Genomic DNA, 22,568 nt, shown 5'->3' on the forward strand with positions numbered 1-22,568 from the left:
CAAGGGCCATTTGCTTTTTGCGGGTGGGGCCCAATGTGCCAAATACCTGCCAAGGGGTGCCAAATACTCCGCCCGATGGCACCTCCGCCATGCGGCAAACCTCGCACCATGCGGTGTCCCCCTTGGCGTTTGCCGATTATCCTTCCATGGGGCGGTAACTTCCTCATGGGGCGGTAAACAACCCATGGGGCGGTGAAAACCCCATGGGGCGGTAGGTCAAAATGGCTTAATTCCGCGGTTTCACAATTTCTTCAAACCGCCCCATGGGCAAATTACCGCCCCATGAGGAGCGATCGCAACTCCGTATTTGATCAATGTTGTGATGCTTTGTTGTGTTTTGCTTGTTTCCGCCTCCTGTATTCCCCTTTGCGCGCATTGATGGTAAGGCTGCCGTCTATTAATACCCGGCATGAAGGTTGAGGACGGCCAGGAAGCGGTATTTGCATCGCGGTGGCAACCTCTTGTGCGAAGGCACGTTGTTTGGCGGTGTTCCACAGGTCATCGGCGAACACCTCGATGACGGTCCAGCCCAATTGCCGCAGGCGTCGACGTTTTTGCTGGTCCCGCACATATTGTTTGCGGAAGCGACGGTGATGATCGCCATCATATTCAATAGCGACTTTGTATTGTGGATAAGCCATGTCAACGGTGTAGGTGTATCCGTTCTCTGAATCGGTAATGCCATATTGTGTTTGCGGTATGGGCAGGCCGAAAAGCATAAGCGCCAAGCGTGTACGAGTTTCCTGAACGGAATCCGATGGTTTTACGAGCTTCAGCGCCGCCTCACAACGCGCACGGCCAATAACGCGGTGAAAGGCCGTTAGTCGTTGAGTGAATTGTTCAATGGCATATCCATAACGTCTGATGAGCGCTTCAGCCAGCACCACTAATTCAGTGAGGTTGAGATATTGGGCAAACTGTATCCACGCATCCATGGGATGCATGCAGGTTACGCCGTTTGAGAAAGCGATACTGTTGAACTTTGCATTCCATATGCGATAGTCGACATTGTCCAATGAAGAGCGGGTCCCCTTGCTCCTCACCGTCACATAAAAATCCTTCTGCGGCAACGTGCTGTGCCTCGGCAACTCCACGCCGCATAATTCCAATGCGGTATACAGCGAGAAACACAACGTGCGTTTCGTGCGCACTTTGCCCAGCAGATTCCAACAGGCCGTGTTCTTGGCCGTGGCTTTGGCGTCAAGATCTTTGCGCAGATAGTTGTTGATTTCGCCATTGTGCGGCACTTCGCTGTATCCGTTCATGCGCCGAGCGTAGCGCATTCCACGGTGGCACAGGGGCAAAACCGAAAAATGGGGATAACTTAAGCGGCGCGAACCGGTTATCCACCGGCATATCGTGTGCCGCGCCCGGTTATCCACCGCGCTTCGGGAGTGTCGTCCACCGTATAACAGCACTCATCGTGTGCGAACAGCTAGCCACGCTCAAAATGCCTAGCGCATTTATACGAATACGACATGGGAAACGGCGAGACCAGCCCCACACAATACAAAGTGACCGCCAGCCATGCGCCCGACTGCGGCATACACGGCAGCAACGCCAACGACACCAAGGCCAAACATGGAATCAGCAGATAGGACAACACGTGCCCGCTTTGCCGTCGCAGCAACGTCTCAGCCACCACGCAGCAGGCAATCAGCGCACAGCAGACGCCGAGCGATGCGCGACTCAGCGAGAATGTATGCCGATGCCCAATGCCGCCTTCACGATGTCTGATGCGGAAATGAGACATCGACTGAGCAACTGTGTGGACATACTGTGAACACGTTGGAAACGTCGGTGTGCTATCCTCCCACTCATGTCTGAAACGAACAATGAAACAGCAGTGCGTTCGCGCGCGACAAGCACAACATCACCGAGCAAGGCCAAATTGACCCCGCTGGTTCCCGGCAAAGAGGACCCGAACCGTCCGCTAGTCGAACTGACCCACGTCGAAAAGCACTTCGGTGCTTTGCACGTCCTCAAGGACATCAACCTGACCGTCGCCAAGGGTGAGGTGCTGGTGGTCGTGGGCCCGTCCGGCTCAGGCAAGTCCACGATGTGCCGCACCATCAATCGCCTCGAGACCATCGATTCCGGCGACATCCGCATCGACGGCAAGCCCCTGCCACAGGAAGGCAAGGAGCTCGCGAACCTCAGGGCCGAAGTTGGCATGGTGTTCCAGTCGTTCAACCTGTTCGCCAACAAAACCATTCTTGAAAACGTGACGCTGGCCCTCATCAAGGTGCGTCACATGGACAAGAAGGAAGCCGAGCAACTGGCCATGGACCTGCTCGCCCGCGTGGGCGTCGACTCCCAGGCCAGCAAGATGCCCTCCCAGCTCTCCGGTGGCCAGCAGCAGCGTGTGGCCATCGCCCGCGCGCTCGCCATGCGCCCCAAGGTCATGCTGTTCGACGAGCCCACCTCCGCACTCGACCCGGAAATGGTCAACGAAGTGCTCGACGTGATGGTCGAACTCGCGCATGAAGGCATGACGATGATCTGCGTGACCCACGAGATGGGTTTCGCGCGCAAGGCCGCCGACCGCATCGTCTTCATGGCGGACGGCCAGATTCTCGAAGAGAACACGCCCGACGAGTTCTTCGAGCATCCGCAGACCGACCGTGCCAAGGACTTCCTCTCGAAGATCCTCACCCACTGACGAACCCACTGAAAGACGGGTACGCAATCCAATGACATTCACCAATACGTTCAAACGGAAGGCTTGCCGCGTAATCGCCGCGCTCGCCGCCGTGGCCTGCACAATGTCGCTGGCCGCCTGCGGCGCGGACGAAACCGGCAAGATCCGCATCGGCATCAAATTCGACCAGCCTGGCCTGGGCTTCAAGAAGTCCGGCACCTACGTGGGCTTCGACGTGGACGTGGCCAAATACGTCGCCAAGAAACTCGGCTATTCCGAAGACCAGATCATATGGAAGGAAGCCCCCTCCAAGCAGCGTGAGGCCATGATTCAGAACGGCGACGTGGACATGATCCTCGCCACCTACTCCATCACCGACGAGCGCAAGAAGGCCGTCTCCTTCGCTGGCCCGTACTTCGTGGCCGGACAGGATCTGCTCGTGCGCAAGGACGACAACTCCATCAACGGCCCCGAAGACCTGAACGGCAAGCGCCTATGCTCCGTCACCGGTTCGACCTCGGCCGCCACCGTCAAGGAGAAGTTCGCCTCCGAAGTCCAGCTCATGGAACAGCCCGGTTACGCCGAATGCGCCACCGCCCTGTTCTCCGGCATCGTGGACGCGGTAACCACCGATGACATCATCCTGGCCGGCCTGGCCTCCGCCTCGCGCGGCAAGCTCAAGGTGGTTGGCAAACCGTTCACGCAGGAATACTACGGCGTGGGCATCAAGAAGGGCGATACGCAGCTGGCCACCAAAATCAACAACGCCATCGTGGACATGATTCAGGACGGCTCGTGGGAGAACGCCATCAGCGATAACACCAAGGGCACCAACTACACGCCCGACGTACGCTACAACCCGCCCATCCCGGACGAAGGAGAGGAGGCCTGATGAGCGGATTCCTGGAACTCTTCAGCCAGTATGACGTGCTCGGCGCGTTTCTGGTCAATATCGAACTGACCTTGTGGTCCGCCCTGTTCTCCCTGATCCTCGGCGTGATCCTTGTGGTGATGCGCATCTCGCCGATTTCCTCACTCAGGGCCGTGGCCGGTGCGTATGTGGAACTGTTCAAGAACCTGCCGCTGACCATCATCATGGTGTTCATGGTGTTGGGTGCCTATGCGCAGCTGAAACTCAGCTTCTCCGACACCTTCGCCACGAACTTCTTCTGGCTCGCGGTCACCGGCCTGAGCCTGTACACGGCGGCGTTCGTGTGCGAATCGCTGCGTTCGGGCATCAACACCGTGCCGATTGGCCAGGCCGAGGCCGCACGAGCGCTGGGCTTGGGCTTCATGCAGTCCGCTACTGAGATTATCCTGCCGCAGGCCTTCCGAGGCTCCGTGGCGCCGCTCGGCAACACGCTGATCGCACTGCTCAAGAACTCCACCGTGGCCGCCGCCGCATCCGTGGCCACCGAAACATCCTCGCTGATGAGCGAGATGATCGAATTCCGCCCCGACGTGATCATCCAGATCTTCCTGATCTTCGCGCTCGGCTACGTGATCCTGATCATCCCCATCGGCATGCTCACCACGTACCTGTCCAACAAGCTCGCCGTAAGGAGGTGACGGATATGGCCGATACTTCGAATTCCGTGCTGTTCGACGCGCCCGGTCCCAAGGGCCGGCGCACCATTCGCATCGTCAACTGGATCGCAGGCATTCTGTTCGCGGTGGTGCTCGTGCTTATCCTCATGCGCCTGCACAACCCGCCGGACGGCGAGAATCAGCTCAGCTGGGAGCTGTGGAAGCCCGCCATCGAACGTGAAGCGTGGACCGATTTCTACCTGCCCGGACTGTGGATGACCATCAAGGCCACCGTCGTGGCCGTGGTGGGTGCCGTGGTGTTCGGCCTGGTGTTCGGCGTGGGCCGACTGCTGCCGAACCCGCTGGTACGTGGCGTTTCCGCCGTGATCGTCGAGTTCTGCCGTGCGGTGCCGGTGCTGCTGCTCATGATCTTCTTCTGGCGATGGTTCGCGTTCGCGGGCCTGCCCAGCCCGTCCTATTGGGCCGTGGTGCTGGCCTTGGTGCTGTACAACGGTTCGGTGGTCGCCGAACTGGTGCGCTCCGGCGTCGGCAATCTGCCGGGCGGCCAGCGTGAGGCCTCGCTCGCTTTGGGCCTGACCGAAACGCAGTCGCTGATGGAGATCGAGGTGCCGCAGGCCGTCTACGCCATGCTGCCGGCCGCCGTCACCCAGCTGGTCGTGGTGTTGAAGGATACCGCCCTAGGCTCGATCATCATGTATACCGACCTGCTGCAGGAATCGCGCCGACTCGGCTCGATGTACTTCAACATCCTGCAGACGCTGGTCATGGCCGCGGTGATTTACTTCATCGCCTGCTGGCTGTTGTCGAGGCTCGCCGAATGGCTGCCCTCGCGCATGCAGCAGCGTACGGCCGCACCCGCCGAACCCGAGCCGCTGGCGCCGATCGCCGCCGGCGACCCGTCCAATGTCAACCAGATCGCGGTGGCCAAGGAGCTCGAAGAGCTGCCGCTGGGCGGTACGCCGCGCAAATACCATGTGCATCACCGTGGCACCAACGCCTCGATTCGCAACTGGCGGCGCACCCGCTACGAACAGGGATATGACGCCACCCAGCCCGAGTCACAGGTTGACCCGGAAACCGGCGAATTCCAGGAGTCTCAAAAGCCTGAGGACAAGCCAGAGGCCTGACAGTCAGCTCAATCGCCGCTAAGCCGGCACGAAGAATTTACTGAGTGTTTGACTGGGCTCCGGCTACGTAGCCTTCACGGAGGATAGGTTGGAACATATGAAGATGTTCCGGCACCTATCCTCCGTTTTTGCTATTGCGACCATTGCGCCGCTGGCGTTGGCGGCCACGCTAGCCGTGACGCCTGCAATCGCACAGGCCGACCAGCTGCCCAACCCGGATTGGGTGGCATTGCTCTCCGACTACGAAAAGAACTATTGGCAGGCCCCCACCGATGCCGAACACGGTGGCAAGGTGCTCGACGCCGATACAATGAAACTCGACGAAGATTTGGCCGTGGCAATTAACCACAAAGCCGCCGAAAATCTCGATAAGGATGGCCTGAACGCCCAACGCAAGCGTGCGCTCGTCGACTCCGATCTGCAAGCCGAGGAAGCCATGCCGGACGCGCTCGGTCCGGTGCTTGGCAAATATATGAGCGAAGGGCTCAAATCCGGGAAACTCAACGCCGTCGCCGATATCTTCTCCTTTAACGTGGTCTCCACCTACGCCTCAAAACGTGCGGCCATGCATCCGCGCCCCTATCTGAACCGTGCGGAAAGCAGCTACGGCGGCACTAACGATCTCGCCGGACTGCCCGCCACGCTTGACATCAAGCAATCACCCTCATGGCTCGAACACGTGCCCGGCTACTCGAACTTGCAGAAAAACAGTTCCTACCCCTCCGGCCACACTACCGGCGCCTATTCGTGGGGTATCGCGCTGGCCGGCATGATTCCCGAACTCGCGCCGCAAATCATGGCCCGCACTTCGGAGGCCGGCAACAACCGCATCGTGCTCGGCGTGCATTATCCGCTTGACATCATGGGCGGGCGCATTGGCGCATCCGCCCAGAACGGGCAGTACTGGCATAACGAATTCGCTTCGTCCATCGTGCCCGCGTCCCGGCAGCTGCGCGACTATCTGGTGTCCCGCTGCGCCGCGGACGGCCACGGCACTACCCTCGTCGTCTGCATCGCCAACACCAAGGCCTCCGGTTCGGGCGGCTACACCAACGATTTTCTGGACCCAGTGGCCACCGAGCCGGTCGTGGACCAGGCCTCGGCCGTGCGCGTCTACACCGCACGCCTGACCTACACCTTCCCGCAAGACACCGCCCAGTCCGGCGCTGATTTCGTGGCCCCGCGCGGGGCGGCGGACGTGCTGCGACTGGCCTATCCCGAACTGCACGCCGATCAGCGCAACGCGATTTTGAAAGCCACCGCCTTGGATTCCGGATACCCCCTATGGCAATCGAGCGACGGCTGGCAGCGTATCAACTGGGCCAAAGCCCTGTGCGCCCGCGTCACCTTGGATAAGCACGGCGACGTGGCCAAGGTCGAGACCGCTGACCAAGTGGCGCTTGCCGGCCCGAGTGTGGTCAATGCCCAGTACATCGACGCGGGCAATCACCCGGCGTCGGATAGCTTGGCGGGTGAAAACAGTGCCGTTGCGGCCGGGCCGGATCTCGCCACCCTCCATGCCGTGCAACGACCGGCGTTGATCAGCGTAGCTATCGGTACCGCTGTAATCGCGATTATCGGCGGAATACGGACGGTTCGACGCAAATCCAAGAACCAGCTTCAGCAGTAATTCAGCCAAAGTTCAGTCGCGCTGCTCACCGCTGCGGTGACACTGAGCAGCATCGCCCTGATCGGCGTGCCCGCTGCGACTGCGGACGAGCAGCAGACCACTGCCGAACAGAACACGGCTGCCAAACCATCCGTAATCATCAACGAGGTCTATGCCGGCAATACGAAAGCTGCCGGAGACCCGGATAGCAAGCGTTGCGATTGGGCCGAGCTCAAGAACACCGGCTCCACAGACGTTGACGTGAAGGTCTGGGCATCTACGGCAGTGACAAGAAAGCCAAGAAGCACTACACCATCGGCACCAGCGAAGTAACGAATACGGACACCGTCATCAAAGCCGGCGGATATCTGGTGGCATACATCGACCCCGACAAGGCAAAGCCTGCCAAAACCTGCGATGCCGCTGCCGATATGAAAGTCTCCTCGATCAAGAGCGAGAGCGACAATCTGATAGTCACGATTCTGGCCACTTCGAATTGTGATGATAAGAACGCATCCACGAAATTCAATGATTCGGCCACCCGACTCACGTTGCAGGACAGCGACGATAATGTCGTGGCCGATGCCGTGTTCGATTTTTCGGGTCTATTCCACGTATACCGCGCAGCTGTCCAGCAAGCGCAAGGGCATGGAAGCTGAAGGCAAGACCTGGAACTATCACGATATTCTTGCGCAATTCATCACGATGCACAACAAGAAGTCAAACGTACTGCTTATCTGGTCGGGTGACTGGCCCACCTACAGCAGCAATTCCGACAAATACTATGTGATTCTTGCCGGTGAGGGCTTCGACTCGACGGATGAGGCTTGGAATTGGTGCAAAGCCAACAATTACGGTCCGAACGACTGCATGTCTATAGATTTGCAGTAACAAGTGGAATGTGAATGTCGCTACGTTGCTGGGTCTCCTGAGTTACAAGACGTACAATCGGGAGCATGGCCAAGGACGACGACAGAACCAACAAGCCTGAAGAGGCCGGCAAGTGGGGTACAGCCGGAAAATCCTCAGGAAAGAACAACAAGAACGGCAAGGGAAAGGAATACAAAACCGATCGACGGATCGACAAGGTATTACAGCTCGCGGCGGATCGCATAGACACCATCGACTCCAGTGCCAGCGTGCCTGAACGACTGGCACGTGCGGCGAAATCCAGTGAACTGCTCAGCGCCGTATGGTCGTTGCCGCCCGCTCAACGTCTTATGTTCCACCACGGTATGCAGGTCACTGATGTCGAAGGCGATTCCACTCCCGGATTCGACGGCAATAAAGAGGACGCCGAGGAGTTCATTTCGATCAGCTCCTCCGAAATCGCCCGATACCAGCGGCTCATGTACGCGAATGGCGTCAAAGGCTCGACACGGCGGCTGCTCATCGTGCTGCAAGGCATGGATGCCTCCGGCAAGGGCGGCATCGTGCGTCACGTGTTCAGCCAAGGTGACCCGATGGGCATCCATTACCATGGCTTCGGCAAGCCTGCGGCCGAGGAGCTCGACCACGACTTCCTCTGGCGTGTGAAGCGTGAAGTGCCCAAGGCGGGGTGGATTGCCGTATTCGACCGTTCCCATTATGAAGATGTGGTCATGCCGCACGTCTATGGCACCTATCCCGAAGACGTATGGCGTGCCCGCTACGACCAGATCAACGATTTCGAACGTGAACTGGCCGCCAGCGGATGCGCCATCCTCAAGATCTTCCTCGTGGTAAGCCAGGAAGAACAGAAAAAACACTTCCTCGGGAGACTGGACGATCCCACCAAGTTCTGGAAATTCGACATCTCCGATCTCGAGGCCCGCGACCGCTGGGATGAGTATATGGCCGCATGGCAGGAGGTGTTCGAGAAAACCAGCACGGCCGCCGCACCTTGGTACCTCGTACCGGCCGATAACCGCTGGTATTCGCGAGCAGTGGTCTCCGAACTGCTGCGCACCACCTTGAAGAACATGAACATGACCTGGCCGCCCCTCGAACCCGAGGTGGACCCCGACGAGGTGCGCCGCCGGTTGGCGTGAGCGATCCTCCCACTGGCGGAGCCAAGCGCATGGCACGGCTCTTCGCACGGCTCCGCCCGCTGGCGGGAGGCGTCGCATAGCGACGGAGGGTGGCTCGTGCCGCCGGAATAGGCCACTGGGTAGACTGAGCATTATGACTGACGAGAAGGAATACGGATCCCTGGGGCGGCTGGCCCCCGAATGGGACGGTGACGAGCGTGAACGGAATCTTACGGCCGATGACATCTACGAACGGTTCTTCGGCTGGGTGGAAGACGTCAAGGGCATCGAGCCGTGGCCGCATCAGGAAGAGGCCATTATGGACCTCTTGGCCGGCGACCATGTGATTTTGAATACCCCGACCGGTTCGGGCAAATCGCTGGTGGCGCTCGGCATGCACTTCGCCGCCCTATGCACTGGCCGCCGCTCCTATTACACCGCTCCGATCAAGGCGCTGGTGTCGGAGAAATTCTTCGACTTGGTCGAAGTGTTCGGCCGCGACAATGTCGGCATGATCACCGGTGACAGCCACATCAACGCGGACGCGCCGATCATCTGCTGCACCGCCGAAATCCTCGCCAATCAGGCTTTGCGCGAAGGCACCCATGCCGATGTGGGCCTCGTGGCGATGGACGAATTCCATTATTACGGTGATCCGGAGCGCGGCTGGGCGTGGCAGGTGCCACTGCTCACGCTGCCGCAGACCCAGTTCCTGCTGATGAGCGCCACACTCGGCAATGTGGACGCCATCGCCGACAAGCTCTCCGATCTGAACGACACCCCGGACGTGGATGTAATCGCCGACGCGCCGCGACCGGTGCCGTTGAGCTACGAATACACGCTCGACCCGATGGAAAAAACCGTGGAACTCGCCTTCCGCAACGGCGAAACCCCGATTTACGTGGTCCACTTTTCGCAGGACGCCGCATTGGAGACCGCGCAAGCGCTCGCCTCCACCGGCGTGTCCAGCAAGGAACAGCGCCAAGCCATCGCAGAAGCCATCAAAGGCGTCAAGTTCACCACAGCCTTCGGCAAGATTCTGCAGCGACTGCTGCGCACCGGTGTCGGCATCCATCATGCCGGCATGCTGCCTCGCTACCGCCGCCTGGTCGAACAGCTCGCCCAGCAGGGTCTGCTGCCGGTGATTTGCGGCACCGATACATTGGGCGTCGGCATCAATGTGCCGATTCACTCCGTGGTGCTCACGGCCCTGACCAAGTTCGACGGCACCAAGATGCGCCGCCTGCGCGCCCGCGAATTCCACCAGATTGCCGGACGAGCTGGCCGTATGGGATTCGATACCGAGGGACTGGTGATCGCCGAGGCTCCCGAATATGAAATCGAAAACCAGAAAGCCATCGCCAAGGCCGGGGGAGACCCGAAGAAGCTCAAGAAGGTCAAGCGCAAGAAGGCTCCGGAAGGTTTTGTGACCTGGAACCAGAGCACGTTTGACAAGCTCATCGACGCCGAACCGGAGACCCTGGTCCCGCACCTGAAAATCACGCATTCGATGGTGCTCAATGAAGTGGCGCAGGGCGGTGACGCCCGTGCCCGTATCGACGATCTCATCGACGATTCCGCGCAGACCCCCGACCAGAAGGAGCATCTGCACCAGCGGGCCGACGAGATCTTCCAAACCCTGTTCGATACCGAAGTCATCGAAACCGAGGACCGCAAGGACGGCGGCAAGGACTACTACATGACCCTTGATATGCCGGACGACTTCGCCCTCGACCAGCCGCTCTCCCCGTTCCTGCTGGCCGCGCTCGAACTGCTCGACCCCGAGTCCGACACCTATGCGCTGGACGTGATTTCCATGGCCGAGGCCACGCTCGAAGACCCCAAGCAGGTGCTGCGTGCCCAGGAGCGTCAGGCCCGAGACAAGGCGATGGCCGATATGAAGGCCGACGGACTCGACTATGACGAGCGTATGGATAAGCTGCAGGAGATTACGTATCCGAAGCCACTGGAAGACATGCTCGAAGCCGCGTTCGACCAGTACCGCCACGATGTGCCGTGGGCCAACGACTACTGGCTATCGCCGAAATCCGTGGTGCGCGACATGGTGGAAACCGCCTCCGACTTCACCGGATACATCACCCGATACAACATCGCCCGCTCCGAAGGTACCCTGTTGCGCTACCTCTCGGACGCCTACCGCACGCTGGCGCGCACCGTGCCGCCCGAAAAGCGTGACGAGCAACTCGAAGACATCATCTCCTGGCTGCGCGTGCTCGTGCGCTCCATCGACTCCTCGCTGGTGGATGAATGGGAGAACGCCGGCGATTCCGCCGACCAGTCCGAGGCGGCGGCCTCCTTGGCGGCGCCGGGCAAGAAGAACGCGGTGGTCGAGGACCGACGAGGCCTTATCGTGCTGATCAGAAACGCCATGTTCCGCCGTGTGCAGCTTATGGACCTCGACCAGCCGGACAAGCTCGGCGCGCTCGACAAAGACTGGGGCTACGGTGTGCACGAATGGGAAGATGTGCTCGACGACTACTACGACGAGCACGAGTACGTGGGCATCGGCGCCGAAGCGCGCTCGCCCGAACTGTTCATGTTGGATGACAAGCACGAGAACGACGAGCATACGTGGAAGGTGCGTCAGATTATCGATGATTCCGATGGCGATCACGATTGGGCCATCGAAGGCATCGTGGACCTCGACGCCACCCAAGACACCGGCGAAGTAGTCTTCCACGACTACAAGGTGAGTAACTGATTCCTTTCTTGGCTCCCCTCTCTGAGGGAAGCCAGGGTGCAGCTCGAACGTCTGTTCGAACACTGGGGTACTATAGGACGTTATGAGTGAGAACGATTTGTTTGGGGCGGCTGATGCGCCGGAGTCGATGACGCGGCCGTTGGCGGTGCGCATGCGTCCACGCACTTTGGACGAGGTGATTGGCCAAACGCAGGTGTTGGGCCAGGGCTCGCCGCTGCGCCGCCTCGCCAATCCGGCCAGCAAAGGCAGTCTCACCGCGCCGAGCTCCGTAATCCTGTTCGGCCCTCCAGGCGTCGGCAAAACCACGCTCGCCACCATCGTGGCCGGCCAATCCGGCCGCGTGTTTGAGGAACTCTCCGCCGTGACATCCGGCGTCAAAGACGTGCGCGACGTACTCACCCGCGCTCACGAACGGCTCGTGTCACGCGGCCGGGAAACCGTACTGTTCATCGACGAGGTACATCGCTTCTCCAAATCCCAGCAGGATGCGCTGCTTCCCGCCGTCGAAAACCGCGACGTGACCTTTATCGGCGCCACCACCGAGAACCCGAGCTTTTCCATCATCAAACCGTTGCTCTCCCGTTCGGTGGTCGTCAAGCTTGAGTCATTGGAGCCTGATCAGCTCATCGAACTGGTGCAGCGCGCGCTGACTGATGACCGCGGTCTCAGGGGCGAGGTCAAAGCCACGGACGAAGCCATCGCCGACATCGTGCGCATGGCCGGTGGTGACGCACGCAAGAGTCTCACGATTCTGGAGGCCGCGGCTGGCGCGGTCACCGGCGACGAAGCCCGCAAAAAGGGCGCACGCCGACCCATCATCACCCCCGAAATCGTGGCTACGGTAATGGACACCGCCACCGTGCGCTACGACAAAGACGGCGATGACCATTACGACGTGATTTCCGCATTCATCAAATCCATGCGGGGCTCCGATCCGGATGCCGCCATCCATTATCTGGCACGCATGCTGAAAGCGGGTGAAGATCCGCGCTTCATCGCCCGTCGCATCATGATCGCCGCCAGCGAGGAAGTCGGCATGGCCGCCCCGCAGATTTTGCAGGTCACCGTGGCCGCGGCGCAGGCCGTGGCGCTGGTCGGCATGCCCGAGGCACGTATTGTTTTGGCCGAAGCTACGATTGCCGTGGCCACCGCGCCCAAATCAAACGCCAGCTATAACGCCATTAACCAGGCGCTCGCGGACGTGGATGCCGGCAAGATCGGCGCTGTTCCGCTGTATTTGAGGAACGCCCCCACCAAGCTTATGAAAGAGTGGGGCAACCACGAGGGCTACAAGTATGCGCACGATTGGCCCGGTGCCGTGGCGCCACAGGAATATATGCCCGAAGAGCTGCGTGGCACCGAGTACTACCATCCCAACGATCGCGGCTACGAACACGAAGTCAGCCAGCGTCTTGCCAAGATTCGCCCGATGTTGCATGGCGGGGAACCCGAACAGAAATGAACATAGGGGAGTAAAGTGTAACGCAACAATAACAGTGGGAAAGGGAAGACAAACACCATGGCGACCATCTTCATCGTGGACGACGATCAGGCCATCGGCGAAATGCTTAGTCTTGTTTTGGAAAACGAGGGATTCCAGACTGTGACCTGCCTGGACGGGCTGAGGGCTGTGGAAATGTTCCCCATCGTCAAGCCCGATTTGATTCTGCTTGACGTTATGCTCCCCGGGCTGGACGGCACGGGGGTGGCCCGCCGCATCAGAGCTACCTCTAATGTGCCGATTATCATGCTCACCGCCAAATCAGACACACTTGACGTCGTGGCCGGCTTGGAAGCCGGGGCCGACGACTACGTGCCCAAGCCCTTCAAAGTGGCCGAATTGCTGGCGCGTATCCATGCACGCTTCCGCATCGCCAAGCCGGCCGCCGAAGACGGTGCCACCGGTGGCGCAAGCGGTGGCAATGCAAACGTCAACCATCTGGAACGCGGATCCATCGTCATCGACCGTTTGGAACACACCGCCACCAAGGATGGCAAGGACCTGAATCTTACTCCGATGGAATTCGAGCTGCTGTTCATGCTTGCGGCCGCCGCCGGCGAGGCCATCAGTCGTTCCAGCCTGCTCAAGAATGTCTGGGGATACGAGAATTCCGGCGATACGCGCCTGGTCAATGTGCATGTTCAACGCCTTAGGGCCAAAGTGGAGGATGACCCCGAGAACCCGCAAATCGTGCAGACCGTACGTGGCATCGGCTACAAGTTCGTCACTCCTGAACAATGAACCTGCGCCCTCGATTCAGCCTCAAACGCTTGCTGCGCCACGGACGCGCTGAAGTTCGTCGCTCGCTGCAGGCCCGCACCGTGGCCCTCACCGTGATTCTTACACTGGCCGTGGCCATCGTCTTCTCTGGCGTATCGATGGTATCAGTGCGCGCCTCGCTGCTTACCCAAATCACTTCGCAGTCGCGTGCCGACTATTCAAACATGGTGCAGCAGGCCCAAACCAGTCTGGACGCGGCCGATGTCTCCGCCACAGTGCAGATCCAGCAGCTGGTCAATGACTTGGCGTCCTCGTTGCAATCCGAGGGGCCCTCCAACCTGATAGGTGTGTATTTGTGGAGTCGTGATACCAACTCGCGTGCCATCATCCCCGTATCCACCGAACCCAGCTATCAAAGTCTGATTTCTGATGACATCCGTTCGTCCGTGGCCTCCGACTTGGATGACAGCGTGTTCTATCAGCCGGTCGAAATTCCCGGTGATTCCGGCATGTCGGGCAGCGGGACGCCCGCAGCGGTGCTCGGCACCGTATTGGACTTTGGCGTGGCCGGCAACCTCGAATTCTTCGCCATTTATTCGTACACGTTCCAGCAGCAGTCCTTGACGCAGATTCAGCTCAGTCTGGTGGTCATCTGTGCGTTGCTGTCCATCGTGGTGGGCGTAGTAATCTGGCTGGTGATTCGTGGCATCGTGCGCCCGATTGAACGAGTGGCAGCGGCCTCGGAAACACTGGCCTCCGGCAATCTCGATATGCGCGTTACCGTGAATCGTAAGGATGAGCTTGGTGTGCTGCAGCAATCCTTCAATACGATGGCTGATGCGCTCAACCAGAAGATTGATGAGCTGGAGGAAGCAAGCGTTTTCCAGAAACGATTTGTGTCCGACGTCAGTCATGAATTGCGCACCCCGGTGACCACCATGCGTATGGCTTCCGACCTGCTCGAAATGAAAAAAGACGGCTTCGACCCCTCCACCAAGCGTACGGTCGAACTGTTGGCCGGCCAGATCAGTCGATTCCAAGACATGCTCGCCGATCTGTTGGAAATCTCCCGCTACGATGCCGGTTATGCGGCACTTGACCTTGTGGAAACCGATTTATGCGAACCAATTGAAACGGCAGTGGACCAAGTTGCCGGCATCGCCCAAGCCAAACGGGTGCCGATTCACACGTATCTGCCCAATGTGCAGGTTTTGACTCGTATCGATTCGCGTCGAGTGATTCGCATCGTCAGAAATCTGTTGGCCAATGCCGTCGATTTCGCTGAGGACCGGCCGATCGAAGTGCGTGTCGCGGCCAACCGCAAAGCCGTGGCCATCAGCGTTCGCGACTATGGCGTTGGTATCGACGAAGACAAAGTCGCTCATGTATTCGATCGATTCTGGAGAAGCGACCCTTCACGTTCGCGCGTTACCGGCGGCACCGGATTGGGCTTGGCCATCGCCATGACTGATGCCTTGCTGCACCACGGTACTATCCGTGTACGTTCGGCAGTGGGGGAGGGCACCTGGTTCTTGGTATTGCTGCCGCGTGACCCCGACCAAGGTGAGGTGGCGGACGCTGAACTGCCGGTGAATTTTGCTTCTGAAACGCCCGATGACCTGCGTATTACCGGTGGGTTTGGTGTGGCCACCAGCCAAGTCACACATGATTATCATGAGGTTCGCCGCGACACGATGATGGGGAGGCCACTATGAGACGAGTGACCAGAACGATTGCCGCCGCAGGCGCGGCCATAGCCTGTTGCATCACGATGACGGCATGCTCAAGTCCGTTCGGTTTGCCGATTAGCGGCTCGGTGCAGACTCTGGCACCGGTGGAACAGCAGACCCAGCGTGTTTACACCAATCCTCAGGGGCCTGCGGACGATGCACAGCCGGAAACCATCGTCAAAGGGTTCTATGATGCCATGCCTGCCGGCGTACAGTCCGATGGCTACCGTGTGGCCCGTGAGTTTCTGACCGGTTCGGCGTCGGCCGGATGGAATGGCGATTCCTCGGCACTGGTCTACAGCGGTACGCCGGATTTCCGCCGCCGTGCCAATACGATGAGTACCCCGCAAGGGGCGGAGAGCTCGCTGATTGTAGAAGTACAGCTCCAAGTGGTCGGCTCTCTGGACTCGCATGGCGTGTATACGCCGACAGATAGCAGCACGATCAGCAAAGTTCCTTATATCTTGATTAAAAGAAGCGGCCAGTGGCGCATCTCCTCGTTGGAGAACGGCGTGGTGATATCCACCGCCGATTTTGAACAAGTCTTCCGCCAAGTATCCGTGTATCAGGTGAGCACATCCGGCAAACAGCTCATACCGGATGTTCGATGGCTGAGCTGGCGCAACTGGCGCACCCAGGCAGTCGGTGAAGTACTCTCGGATGCACCCTCCTGGTTGGAAGGAGTGCTGCGAGGCACCGGCTTGCCTACCATCAAACTCGCGGTCGACAGCGTGCCGGTGAAGAACAATGTGGTGGAGATACACCTTAACAGCGGTATCAATGCGCTGAATGAGGAAGAACGAGGCCTGCTGGTACATCGCATCCGTCTGACTATGGGCGACGGCAATGCCGAATACGCGCTGAAGATTACCGGCGACGGAGTGGACTATTCTGATGCCGACGCAAATGTGAAACTTACTACCGAGCAGCCGACAGCGGGCGTATACACGTTGACCGGTGGTCATATCGTTTCCCTGGCCAGCTCCAGTCCGTTGCGTGTAGGGGAGGCCCCCGGATATGACGATGCTCGGGGCTTCGTTTTTTCCTCATCCGGCGGCGCGGTGTTGCGTGCGGACGGCGTGGTCGAATGCCTGAAATCTGATGGTGCGTCCTGTGGGGTGATGTTCTCCGGCGAGCCGATGCGATCGATTACCGAAGGTCTGGATGGCGAAGTATGGGCTGTATCCGAGAACGGGCGCGAATTGCATGTGTCAGATGGGGGCAAGGAAACCGATCTGAAGCTTGATTGGCTTGGTGCTGCCGACAGCATTGTGGCATTGGCGGTTTCTCCGGAAGGGTGCCGATTGGCGTTGGCAGTCGGGGGCGAGGACACGAACGGCGTGATGATGACCGGTGTGGCGCGCAACGGTGATAAAACACTGAGCGGTCTGAGCAAAGCGGCCACCCAAGTGAGTGTGCTCAGGCACGTCACCATGCTCACGTTCTACAATGATCTGAATCTGGTGTACGCCACCACACCTCCTGAGGGAAACAGCGAACGACAAGAGGCATGGCGTCAAATGGCACCAGGCCCGGCCAATGCGCAGCGTTTACCCAATGGAATCATAACGTCGATGGCATCGGGGCAGATCAGCCTGTCCCGTCGCCTGGCTATTGTGGACGATTTGGGTATTGTGCGCTCCGTTTCCGGCTCACTCGACGGTTCCTGGACCATCGCCGATAGCCAGGTCACTGCCCTCGGTGCGCAGTAGATGGTATAAGAAAAACGGTGTTCATAATAACTTTTCTTGTTGTATGAGGCAACGGCTTTGTCGCTCGGCTGGCGAGCGGCATTGCCGCTGCGCAACCAATCACTATTATTGGTCTGTTATCAAGGCAAAACAGTGTTGCGACGCCATTTTTGAACCGCTGTTATTAATTTGTTATAAACCTGTTATCAAACTGTTATCGCATGCGATTGAACATTTGGCCTGTGAGCGTCATACTAGAGGCTGTCGATGACGAACAGTCACCAAACAGGATGAAAGATCATCCAAAAAATAAACACTGCTCGAGGAGGAGTATTTATGAAGAATTGGAAGAAGGCCATTGCCCTCGTTGCTTCTGCTGCTGCGCTTGTCAGCGTTGCCGCATGCGGTTCCAGCAACGCAGGTGGCAGCTCGGACTCCGGCAAGAAGACGGTTGGCTTCGTGGCTGTCGGTCCTGAGGGCGGCTTCCGTACCGCCAACGAGAAGGACATTCAGAAGGCATTCGAGGATGCCGGCTTTGACCTGACCTACTCTCCGACCCAGAACAACGATCAGCAGAAGCAGATTCAGGCGTTCAACAAGTTCGTTAACGACGAAGTCGACGCCATCATCCTGTCCTCCACCGAGGATTCCGGTTGGGATGACTCCCTGAAGAAGGCCGCTGAGGCTGAGATTCCGGTCTTCACCGTTGACCGTAACGTGGACGTCAAGGACGCCGAGGCCAAGAAGGCCATCGTTGCTCACATCGGACCGTCCAACGTCTGGTGCGGCGAGCAGGCTGCCGAGTTCGTGAACAAGAACTTCCCGGATGGCGCCAACGGCTTCATCCTCGAAGGCCCTGCCGGCCTGTCCGTGGTGAAGGATCGTGGCACTGGTTGGGGCAACAAGGTTGCCTCCAACGTCAAGGTTCTTGAGTCCCAGTCCGCTAACTGGTCCACTGATGAGGCCAAGACCGTGACCGCTGGTCTGCTCGACAAGTACAAGTCCGACAACCCGCAGTTCATCTTCGCTCAGAACGACGAGATGGGCCTCGGTGCCGCTCAGGCTGTTGACGCCGCCGGCCTCAAGGGCAAGGTCAAGATCATCACCATCGACGGTACCAAGAACGCTCTGCAGGCTCTTGTTGATGGTGACCTCTCCTACGTGATCGAGTACAACCCGATTTTCGGCAAGGAAACCGCTCAGGCCGTCAAGGACTACCTGGATGGCAAGACCGTTGAGAAGGACATCGAGATCGAGTCCAAGACCTTCGACGCCGCCTCCGCCAAGGAAGCTCTGGACAACAACACCCGCGCCTACTGATAAGTCTGCTGCGACTCATTGATAACTGAACCAAATAATTGATGTGATGGTGTGAGAAGGATGTTCCTTCCACACCATCACTCATGTGTGGCTCAAATATCACAAAACGATAACACTTCATTCTCGTTTAAGGCAAAGACATGACAGATAAAAACCCCATCGTCGTAATGAAAGGCATTACGATTGAATTCCCGGGCGTCAAGGCCTTGGATGGTGTTGATTTGACTCTCTACCCGGGCGAAGTTCACGCCCTGATGGGTGAGAACGGTGCAGGCAAGTCCACCATGATTAAGGCTCTGACCGGTGTGTACAAGATCAACGCCGGCTCCATTATGGTGGACGGCAAGCCTCAGCAGTTCAACGGCACCCTCGACGCACAAAACGCCGGTATCGCCACCGTGTATCAGGAAGTGAACCTGTGCACCAACCTTTCCGTCGGTGAGAACGTGATGCTGGGCCACGAAAAGCGCGGCCCCTTCGGCATCGACTGGAAGAAGACCCACGAGGCCGCCAAGAAGTATTTGGCACAGATGGGCCTCGAATCCATTGACCCGCACACTCCGCTGAGCTCCATCTCCATCGCTATGCAGCAGCTGGTCGCCATCGCCCGCGCTATGGTTATCAACGCCAAGGTGCTGATTCTCGATGAGCCGACCTCTTCGCTGGATGCCAACGAGGTCAGGGACCTGTTCGCGATCATGCGCAAGGTGCGTGACTCGGGCGTGGCCATCCTCTTCGTCTCCCACTTCCTCGATCAGATTTATGAGATTACCGATCGTCTGACCATTCTGCGTAACGGCCAGTTCATCAAGGAGGTCATGACCAAGGACACCCCGCGCGACGAACTCATCGGCATGATGATTGGTAAGTCCGCCGCCGAGCTGTCCCAGATTGGTGCCAAGAAGGCTCGCCGTGAAATCACCTCTGGCGAGAAGCCGATCGTCGATGTCAAGGGCCTCGGCAAGAAGGGCACCATCAACCCGGTTGATGTTGACATCTACAAGGGTGAGGTCGTTGGCTTCGCTGGCCTGCTGGGCTCCGGTCGTACCGAGCTTGGTCGACTCCTGTATGGTGCCGACAAGCCGGATTCGGGTACCTACACGCTCAACGGCAAGAAGGTCAACATCTCCGATCCGTACACGGCTTTGAAGAACAAAATCGCGTACTCCACCGAAAACCGTCGTGATGAGGGCATCATCGGCGACCTGACCGTCCGCCAGAACATCCTTATCGCCCTGCAGGCAACGCGCGGTATGTTCAAGCCGATTCCCAAGAAGGAAGCGGACGCCATCGTTGACAAGTACATGAAGGAACTCAACGTTCGTCCCGCCGACCCGGATCGCCCGGTCAAGAATCTCTCCGGCGGCAACCAGCAGAAGGTGCTCATTGGCCGTTGGCTGGCCACGCACCCCGAGCTGCTGATTCTGGACGAGCCGACCCGTGGTATCGATATCGGTGCCAAGGCTGAAATTCAGCAGGTCGTGCTTGACCTGGCTTCTCAGGGCATGGGCGTTGTCTTCATCTCCTCCGAGCTTGAAGAGGTCGTGCGTCTGTCCGACGACATCGAGGTTCTCAAGGACCGCCACAAGATCGCAGAAATCGAAAACGACGACACCGTCTCTCAGGCGACCATCGTCGAAACCATCGCTAACACCAACGTAAACACCGGAAAGGAGGCATGAGATGGCTGAAAAGGCAAAAGCCGAGGGCAACAACTTTGTCAAGAAGCTGCTGAGCAGCAACCTGACCTGGTCGATCGTCGCATTCATTCTTCTGGTCATCATCTGCACCATCTTCCAGCATGACTTCCTGGCTTTGAGCTGGAACAGCAACACCGGTGGTCTGGCCGGCCCGCTGATCACCATGCTCCAGGAATCTGCCCGATACCTGATGATTGCAACCGGTATGACCTTGGTTATCTCCACCGCCGGTATCGACCTTTCGGTCGGTTCCGTTATGGCAGTGGCAGGTGCCGCCGCCATGCAGACCCTGTCCAATGGCATGAACGTGTGGCTCTCCATCCTCATCGCCTTGGCTGTTGGTCTGGCCATTGGCTGCGTCAACGGCGCTCTGGTTTCCTTCCTGGGCCTACAGCCGTTCATCACCACCCTGATTATGATGCTCGCCGGCCGTGGTATGGCCAAGGTCATCACCTCCGGTGAGAACACCGACGCCTCCGCAGTTGCTGGCAACGAACCGCTGAAGTGGTTCGCCAACGGCTTCATTCTGGGCATTCCCGCCAACTTCGTCATCGCCGTTATCATTGTGATTCTCGTTGGCCTGCTGTGCCGCAAGACCGCTATGGGCATGATGATTGAGGCCGTGGGCATCAACCAGGAAGCCTCCCGTATGACCGGTATCAAGCCGAAGAAGATCCTCTTCCTCGTCTACGCGATTTCCGGCTTCCTCGCGGCCATCGCTGGTCTGTTCGCCACCGCATCCGTGATGCGTGTCGACGTGGTTAAGACCGGTCAGGACCTCGAAATGTACGCCATTCTGGCAGTCGTCATCGGCGGTACTTCACTGCTGGGTGGTAAGTTCTCCCTCGCCGGCTCTGCTGTCGGTGCTGTAATTATCGCCATGATCCGCAAGACCATCATCACCCTGGGCGTCAACGCCGAGGCAACTCCGGCCTTCTTCGCCGTCGTTGTGATTGTGATCTGCGTGATGCAGGCTCCGAAGATTCACAACCTGAGCGCGAATATGAAACGCAAGCGCGCGCTCAAGGCTCAAGCTAAGGCGGTGGCAGCATGACAACAGCTACGGCAAACAAAGTGAAGGCTCCCAAGAAGGGCTTCAAGCTCGATCGTCAGATGATCCCGACCCTCGCGGCCGTGGTGATCTTCATCCTGATGATCATCATGGGTCAGGCGTTGTTCGGCACCTACATTCGACTGGGCTTCATCTCCTCCCTGTTCATTGACCACGCCTACCTGATTATTCTGGCTGTGGCCATGACCCTGCCGATTCTGACCGGTGGTATCGATTTGTCTGTCGGTGCTATCGTGGCCATCACCGCAGTCGTCGGCCTGAAGCTGGCGAACGCCGGCGTGCCCGCCTTCCTGGTCATGATCATCATGCTGCTCATCGGCGCTGTGTTCGGCCTGCTGGCCGGCACCTTGATCGAGGAATTCAACATGCAGCCGTTCATCGCGACCCTGTCGACGATGTTCCTGGCCCGTGGTCTTGCCTCCATCATCTCCACCGACTCGCTGACCTTCCCGCAGGGCAATGACTTCTCGTTCATCTCCAACGTGATCAAGATCATCGACAATCCGAAGATCTCCAACGATCTGTCCTTCAACGTCGGCGTGATCATCGCACTGGTGGTTGTGGTCTTCGGCTACGTCTTCCTGCACCATACCCGCACCGGACGCACCATCTACGCCATCGGCGGCTCCCGTTCCTCCGCGGAACTCATGGGTCTGCCGGTCAAGCGCACGCAGTACATCATCTACTTGACCTCTGCGACTCTCGCCGCCCTGGCCTCGATCGTGTACACTGCAAACATCGGCTCTGCCAAGAACACTGTGGGTGTTGGCTGGGAGCTCGACGCCGTTGCCTCCGTGGTCATCGGCGGTACGATCATCACCGGTGGCTTCGGCTACGTGCTCGGCTCCGTGCTCGGCTCTCTGGTCCGCTCCATCCTCGATCCGCTCACCTCTGACTTCGGTGTGCCGGCCGAATGGACCACCATCGTTATCGGTCTCATGATCCTCGTCTTCGTTGTGCTTCAGCGCGCGGTGATGGCGGTCGGCGGAGATAAAAAATAGCGGGCTTGCCCGCTCGGTCTCCGCACCGAATACGACACACACCATAACTGAATAGGCGGGATCAGCCCGGCTGCTGTGATGGCAAGGTCACAGCAGCCGGCACTGCCCGCCAAAGCTTTCTTTCTCCTTTTCTTCCTTTCATTAGCGTGTGGGGCGTGCCCCGGGATTCTCCCGGGG

General features: G+C 58.7%; 19 protein-coding genes. 18 read left to right on the plus strand and 1 reads right to left on the minus strand.

Annotated features, from left to right (window positions below; genetic code table 11):
• Nucleotides 1-311: 311 nt before the first annotated feature.
• Entirely contained in the window at nt 312-1,265 is a 954-nt protein-coding gene (locus AB5287_RS01465) for an endonuclease domain-containing protein (protein ID WP_007053207.1), read from the minus strand.
• 554 nt (nt 1,266-1,819) lie between these two features.
• Between AB5287_RS01465 and AB5287_RS01470 the strand changes: the two genes are divergently transcribed.
• From AB5287_RS01470 to AB5287_RS01555, 18 genes are all read left to right on the plus strand, one after another.
• Nucleotides 1,820-2,662 (plus strand): amino acid ABC transporter ATP-binding protein, encoded by an 843-nt coding sequence (locus AB5287_RS01470; RefSeq protein ID WP_162097806.1) that lies wholly within the window; start codon nt 1,820-1,822, stop codon nt 2,660-2,662.
• 31 nt (nt 2,663-2,693) lie between these two features.
• Nucleotides 2,694-3,533, plus strand: coding sequence for a glutamate ABC transporter substrate-binding protein (locus AB5287_RS01475; RefSeq protein ID WP_007053210.1), 840 nt, complete (start codon nt 2,694-2,696; stop codon nt 3,531-3,533).
• Entirely contained in the window at nt 3,533-4,210 is a 678-nt protein-coding gene (locus tag AB5287_RS01480) for an amino acid ABC transporter permease (protein WP_007053211.1), read from the plus strand. The genes AB5287_RS01475 and AB5287_RS01480 overlap by 1 nt, the downstream gene beginning before the upstream one ends.
• Nucleotides 4,211-4,215: 5 nt before the next feature.
• Nucleotides 4,216-5,316 carry an amino acid ABC transporter permease gene (locus AB5287_RS01485; protein WP_368220428.1) on the plus strand — a complete coding sequence of 367 codons (1,101 nt, stop codon included), beginning with the start codon at nt 4,216-4,218 and terminating at the stop codon, nt 5,314-5,316.
• Nucleotides 5,317-5,413: 97 nt separating this feature from the next.
• Nucleotides 5,414-6,946 (plus strand): phosphatase PAP2 family protein, encoded by a 1,533-nt coding sequence (locus AB5287_RS01490; protein WP_347009648.1) that lies wholly within the window; start codon nt 5,414-5,416, stop codon nt 6,944-6,946.
• Nucleotides 6,947-6,982: 36 nt separating this feature from the next.
• On the plus strand, nt 6,983-7,258 hold the full coding sequence (locus tag AB5287_RS01495) for a phage tail protein (protein WP_080825661.1): 276 nt from the start codon (nt 6,983-6,985) through the stop codon (nt 7,256-7,258).
• 38 nt (nt 7,259-7,296) lie between these two features.
• On the plus strand, nt 7,297-7,584 hold the full coding sequence (locus AB5287_RS01500; RefSeq protein WP_007053990.1) for a hypothetical protein: 288 nt from the start codon (nt 7,297-7,299) through the stop codon (nt 7,582-7,584).
• Nucleotides 7,574-7,816, plus strand: coding sequence for a hypothetical protein (locus AB5287_RS01505; protein ID WP_013410959.1), 243 nt, complete (start codon nt 7,574-7,576; stop codon nt 7,814-7,816). Before AB5287_RS01500 ends, AB5287_RS01505 begins: the two co-directional genes overlap by 11 nt.
• A gap of 65 nt (nt 7,817-7,881) precedes the next feature.
• Complete coding sequence (locus AB5287_RS01510; RefSeq protein WP_007057221.1) at nt 7,882-8,955, plus strand: PPK2 family polyphosphate kinase; 1,074 nt, start codon at nt 7,882-7,884, stop codon at nt 8,953-8,955.
• A 133-nt stretch (nt 8,956-9,088) separates the two neighbouring features.
• Nucleotides 9,089-11,656 (plus strand): RNA helicase, encoded by a 2,568-nt coding sequence (locus AB5287_RS01515; protein ID WP_347061393.1) that lies wholly within the window; start codon nt 9,089-9,091, stop codon nt 11,654-11,656.
• Nucleotides 11,657-11,738: 82 nt separating this feature from the next.
• Nucleotides 11,739-13,118: a replication-associated recombination protein A gene (locus tag AB5287_RS01520; RefSeq protein WP_023658496.1), complete on the plus strand. Its 1,380-nt coding sequence runs from the start codon at nt 11,739-11,741 to the stop codon at nt 13,116-13,118.
• Nucleotides 13,119-13,175: 57 nt separating this feature from the next.
• Entirely contained in the window at nt 13,176-13,898 is a 723-nt protein-coding gene (mtrA, locus tag AB5287_RS01525; RefSeq protein ID WP_007053219.1) for an MtrAB system response regulator MtrA, read from the plus strand.
• Nucleotides 13,895-15,592, plus strand: coding sequence for an MtrAB system histidine kinase MtrB (gene mtrB / locus AB5287_RS01530; protein WP_007053220.1), 1,698 nt, complete (start codon nt 13,895-13,897; stop codon nt 15,590-15,592). Before mtrA ends, mtrB begins: the two co-directional genes overlap by 4 nt.
• A complete protein-coding gene (locus AB5287_RS01535; protein WP_131262346.1) occupies nt 15,589-17,319 on the plus strand; it encodes an LpqB family beta-propeller domain-containing protein in 1,731 nt (576 codons plus the stop codon). Before mtrB ends, AB5287_RS01535 begins: the two co-directional genes overlap by 4 nt.
• A 315-nt stretch (nt 17,320-17,634) precedes the next feature.
• On the plus strand, nt 17,635-18,618 hold the full coding sequence (locus AB5287_RS01540) for an ABC transporter substrate-binding protein (RefSeq protein WP_007053222.1): 984 nt from the start codon (nt 17,635-17,637) through the stop codon (nt 18,616-18,618).
• Between the two features lie 140 nt (nt 18,619-18,758).
• The gene (locus AB5287_RS01545) at nt 18,759-20,300 is read left to right on the plus strand and encodes a sugar ABC transporter ATP-binding protein (protein WP_069483879.1); all 1,542 of its coding nucleotides are present in this window, start codon (nt 18,759-18,761) and stop codon (nt 20,298-20,300) included.
• A gap of 1 nt (nt 20,301) precedes the next feature.
• The gene (locus AB5287_RS01550; RefSeq protein WP_007053224.1) at nt 20,302-21,372 is read left to right on the plus strand and encodes an ABC transporter permease; all 1,071 of its coding nucleotides are present in this window, start codon (nt 20,302-20,304) and stop codon (nt 21,370-21,372) included.
• Entirely contained in the window at nt 21,369-22,391 is a 1,023-nt protein-coding gene (locus tag AB5287_RS01555; RefSeq protein ID WP_007053225.1) for an ABC transporter permease, read from the plus strand. Before AB5287_RS01550 ends, AB5287_RS01555 begins: the two co-directional genes overlap by 4 nt.
• Nucleotides 22,392-22,568 lie beyond the last annotated feature (177 nt).

This window comes from Bifidobacterium sp. RTP21102st3_E2_RTP21102_210122 (assembly GCF_040916945.1).
Classification (GTDB): Bacteria; Actinomycetota; Actinomycetes; order Actinomycetales; family Bifidobacteriaceae; genus Bifidobacterium; species Bifidobacterium longum.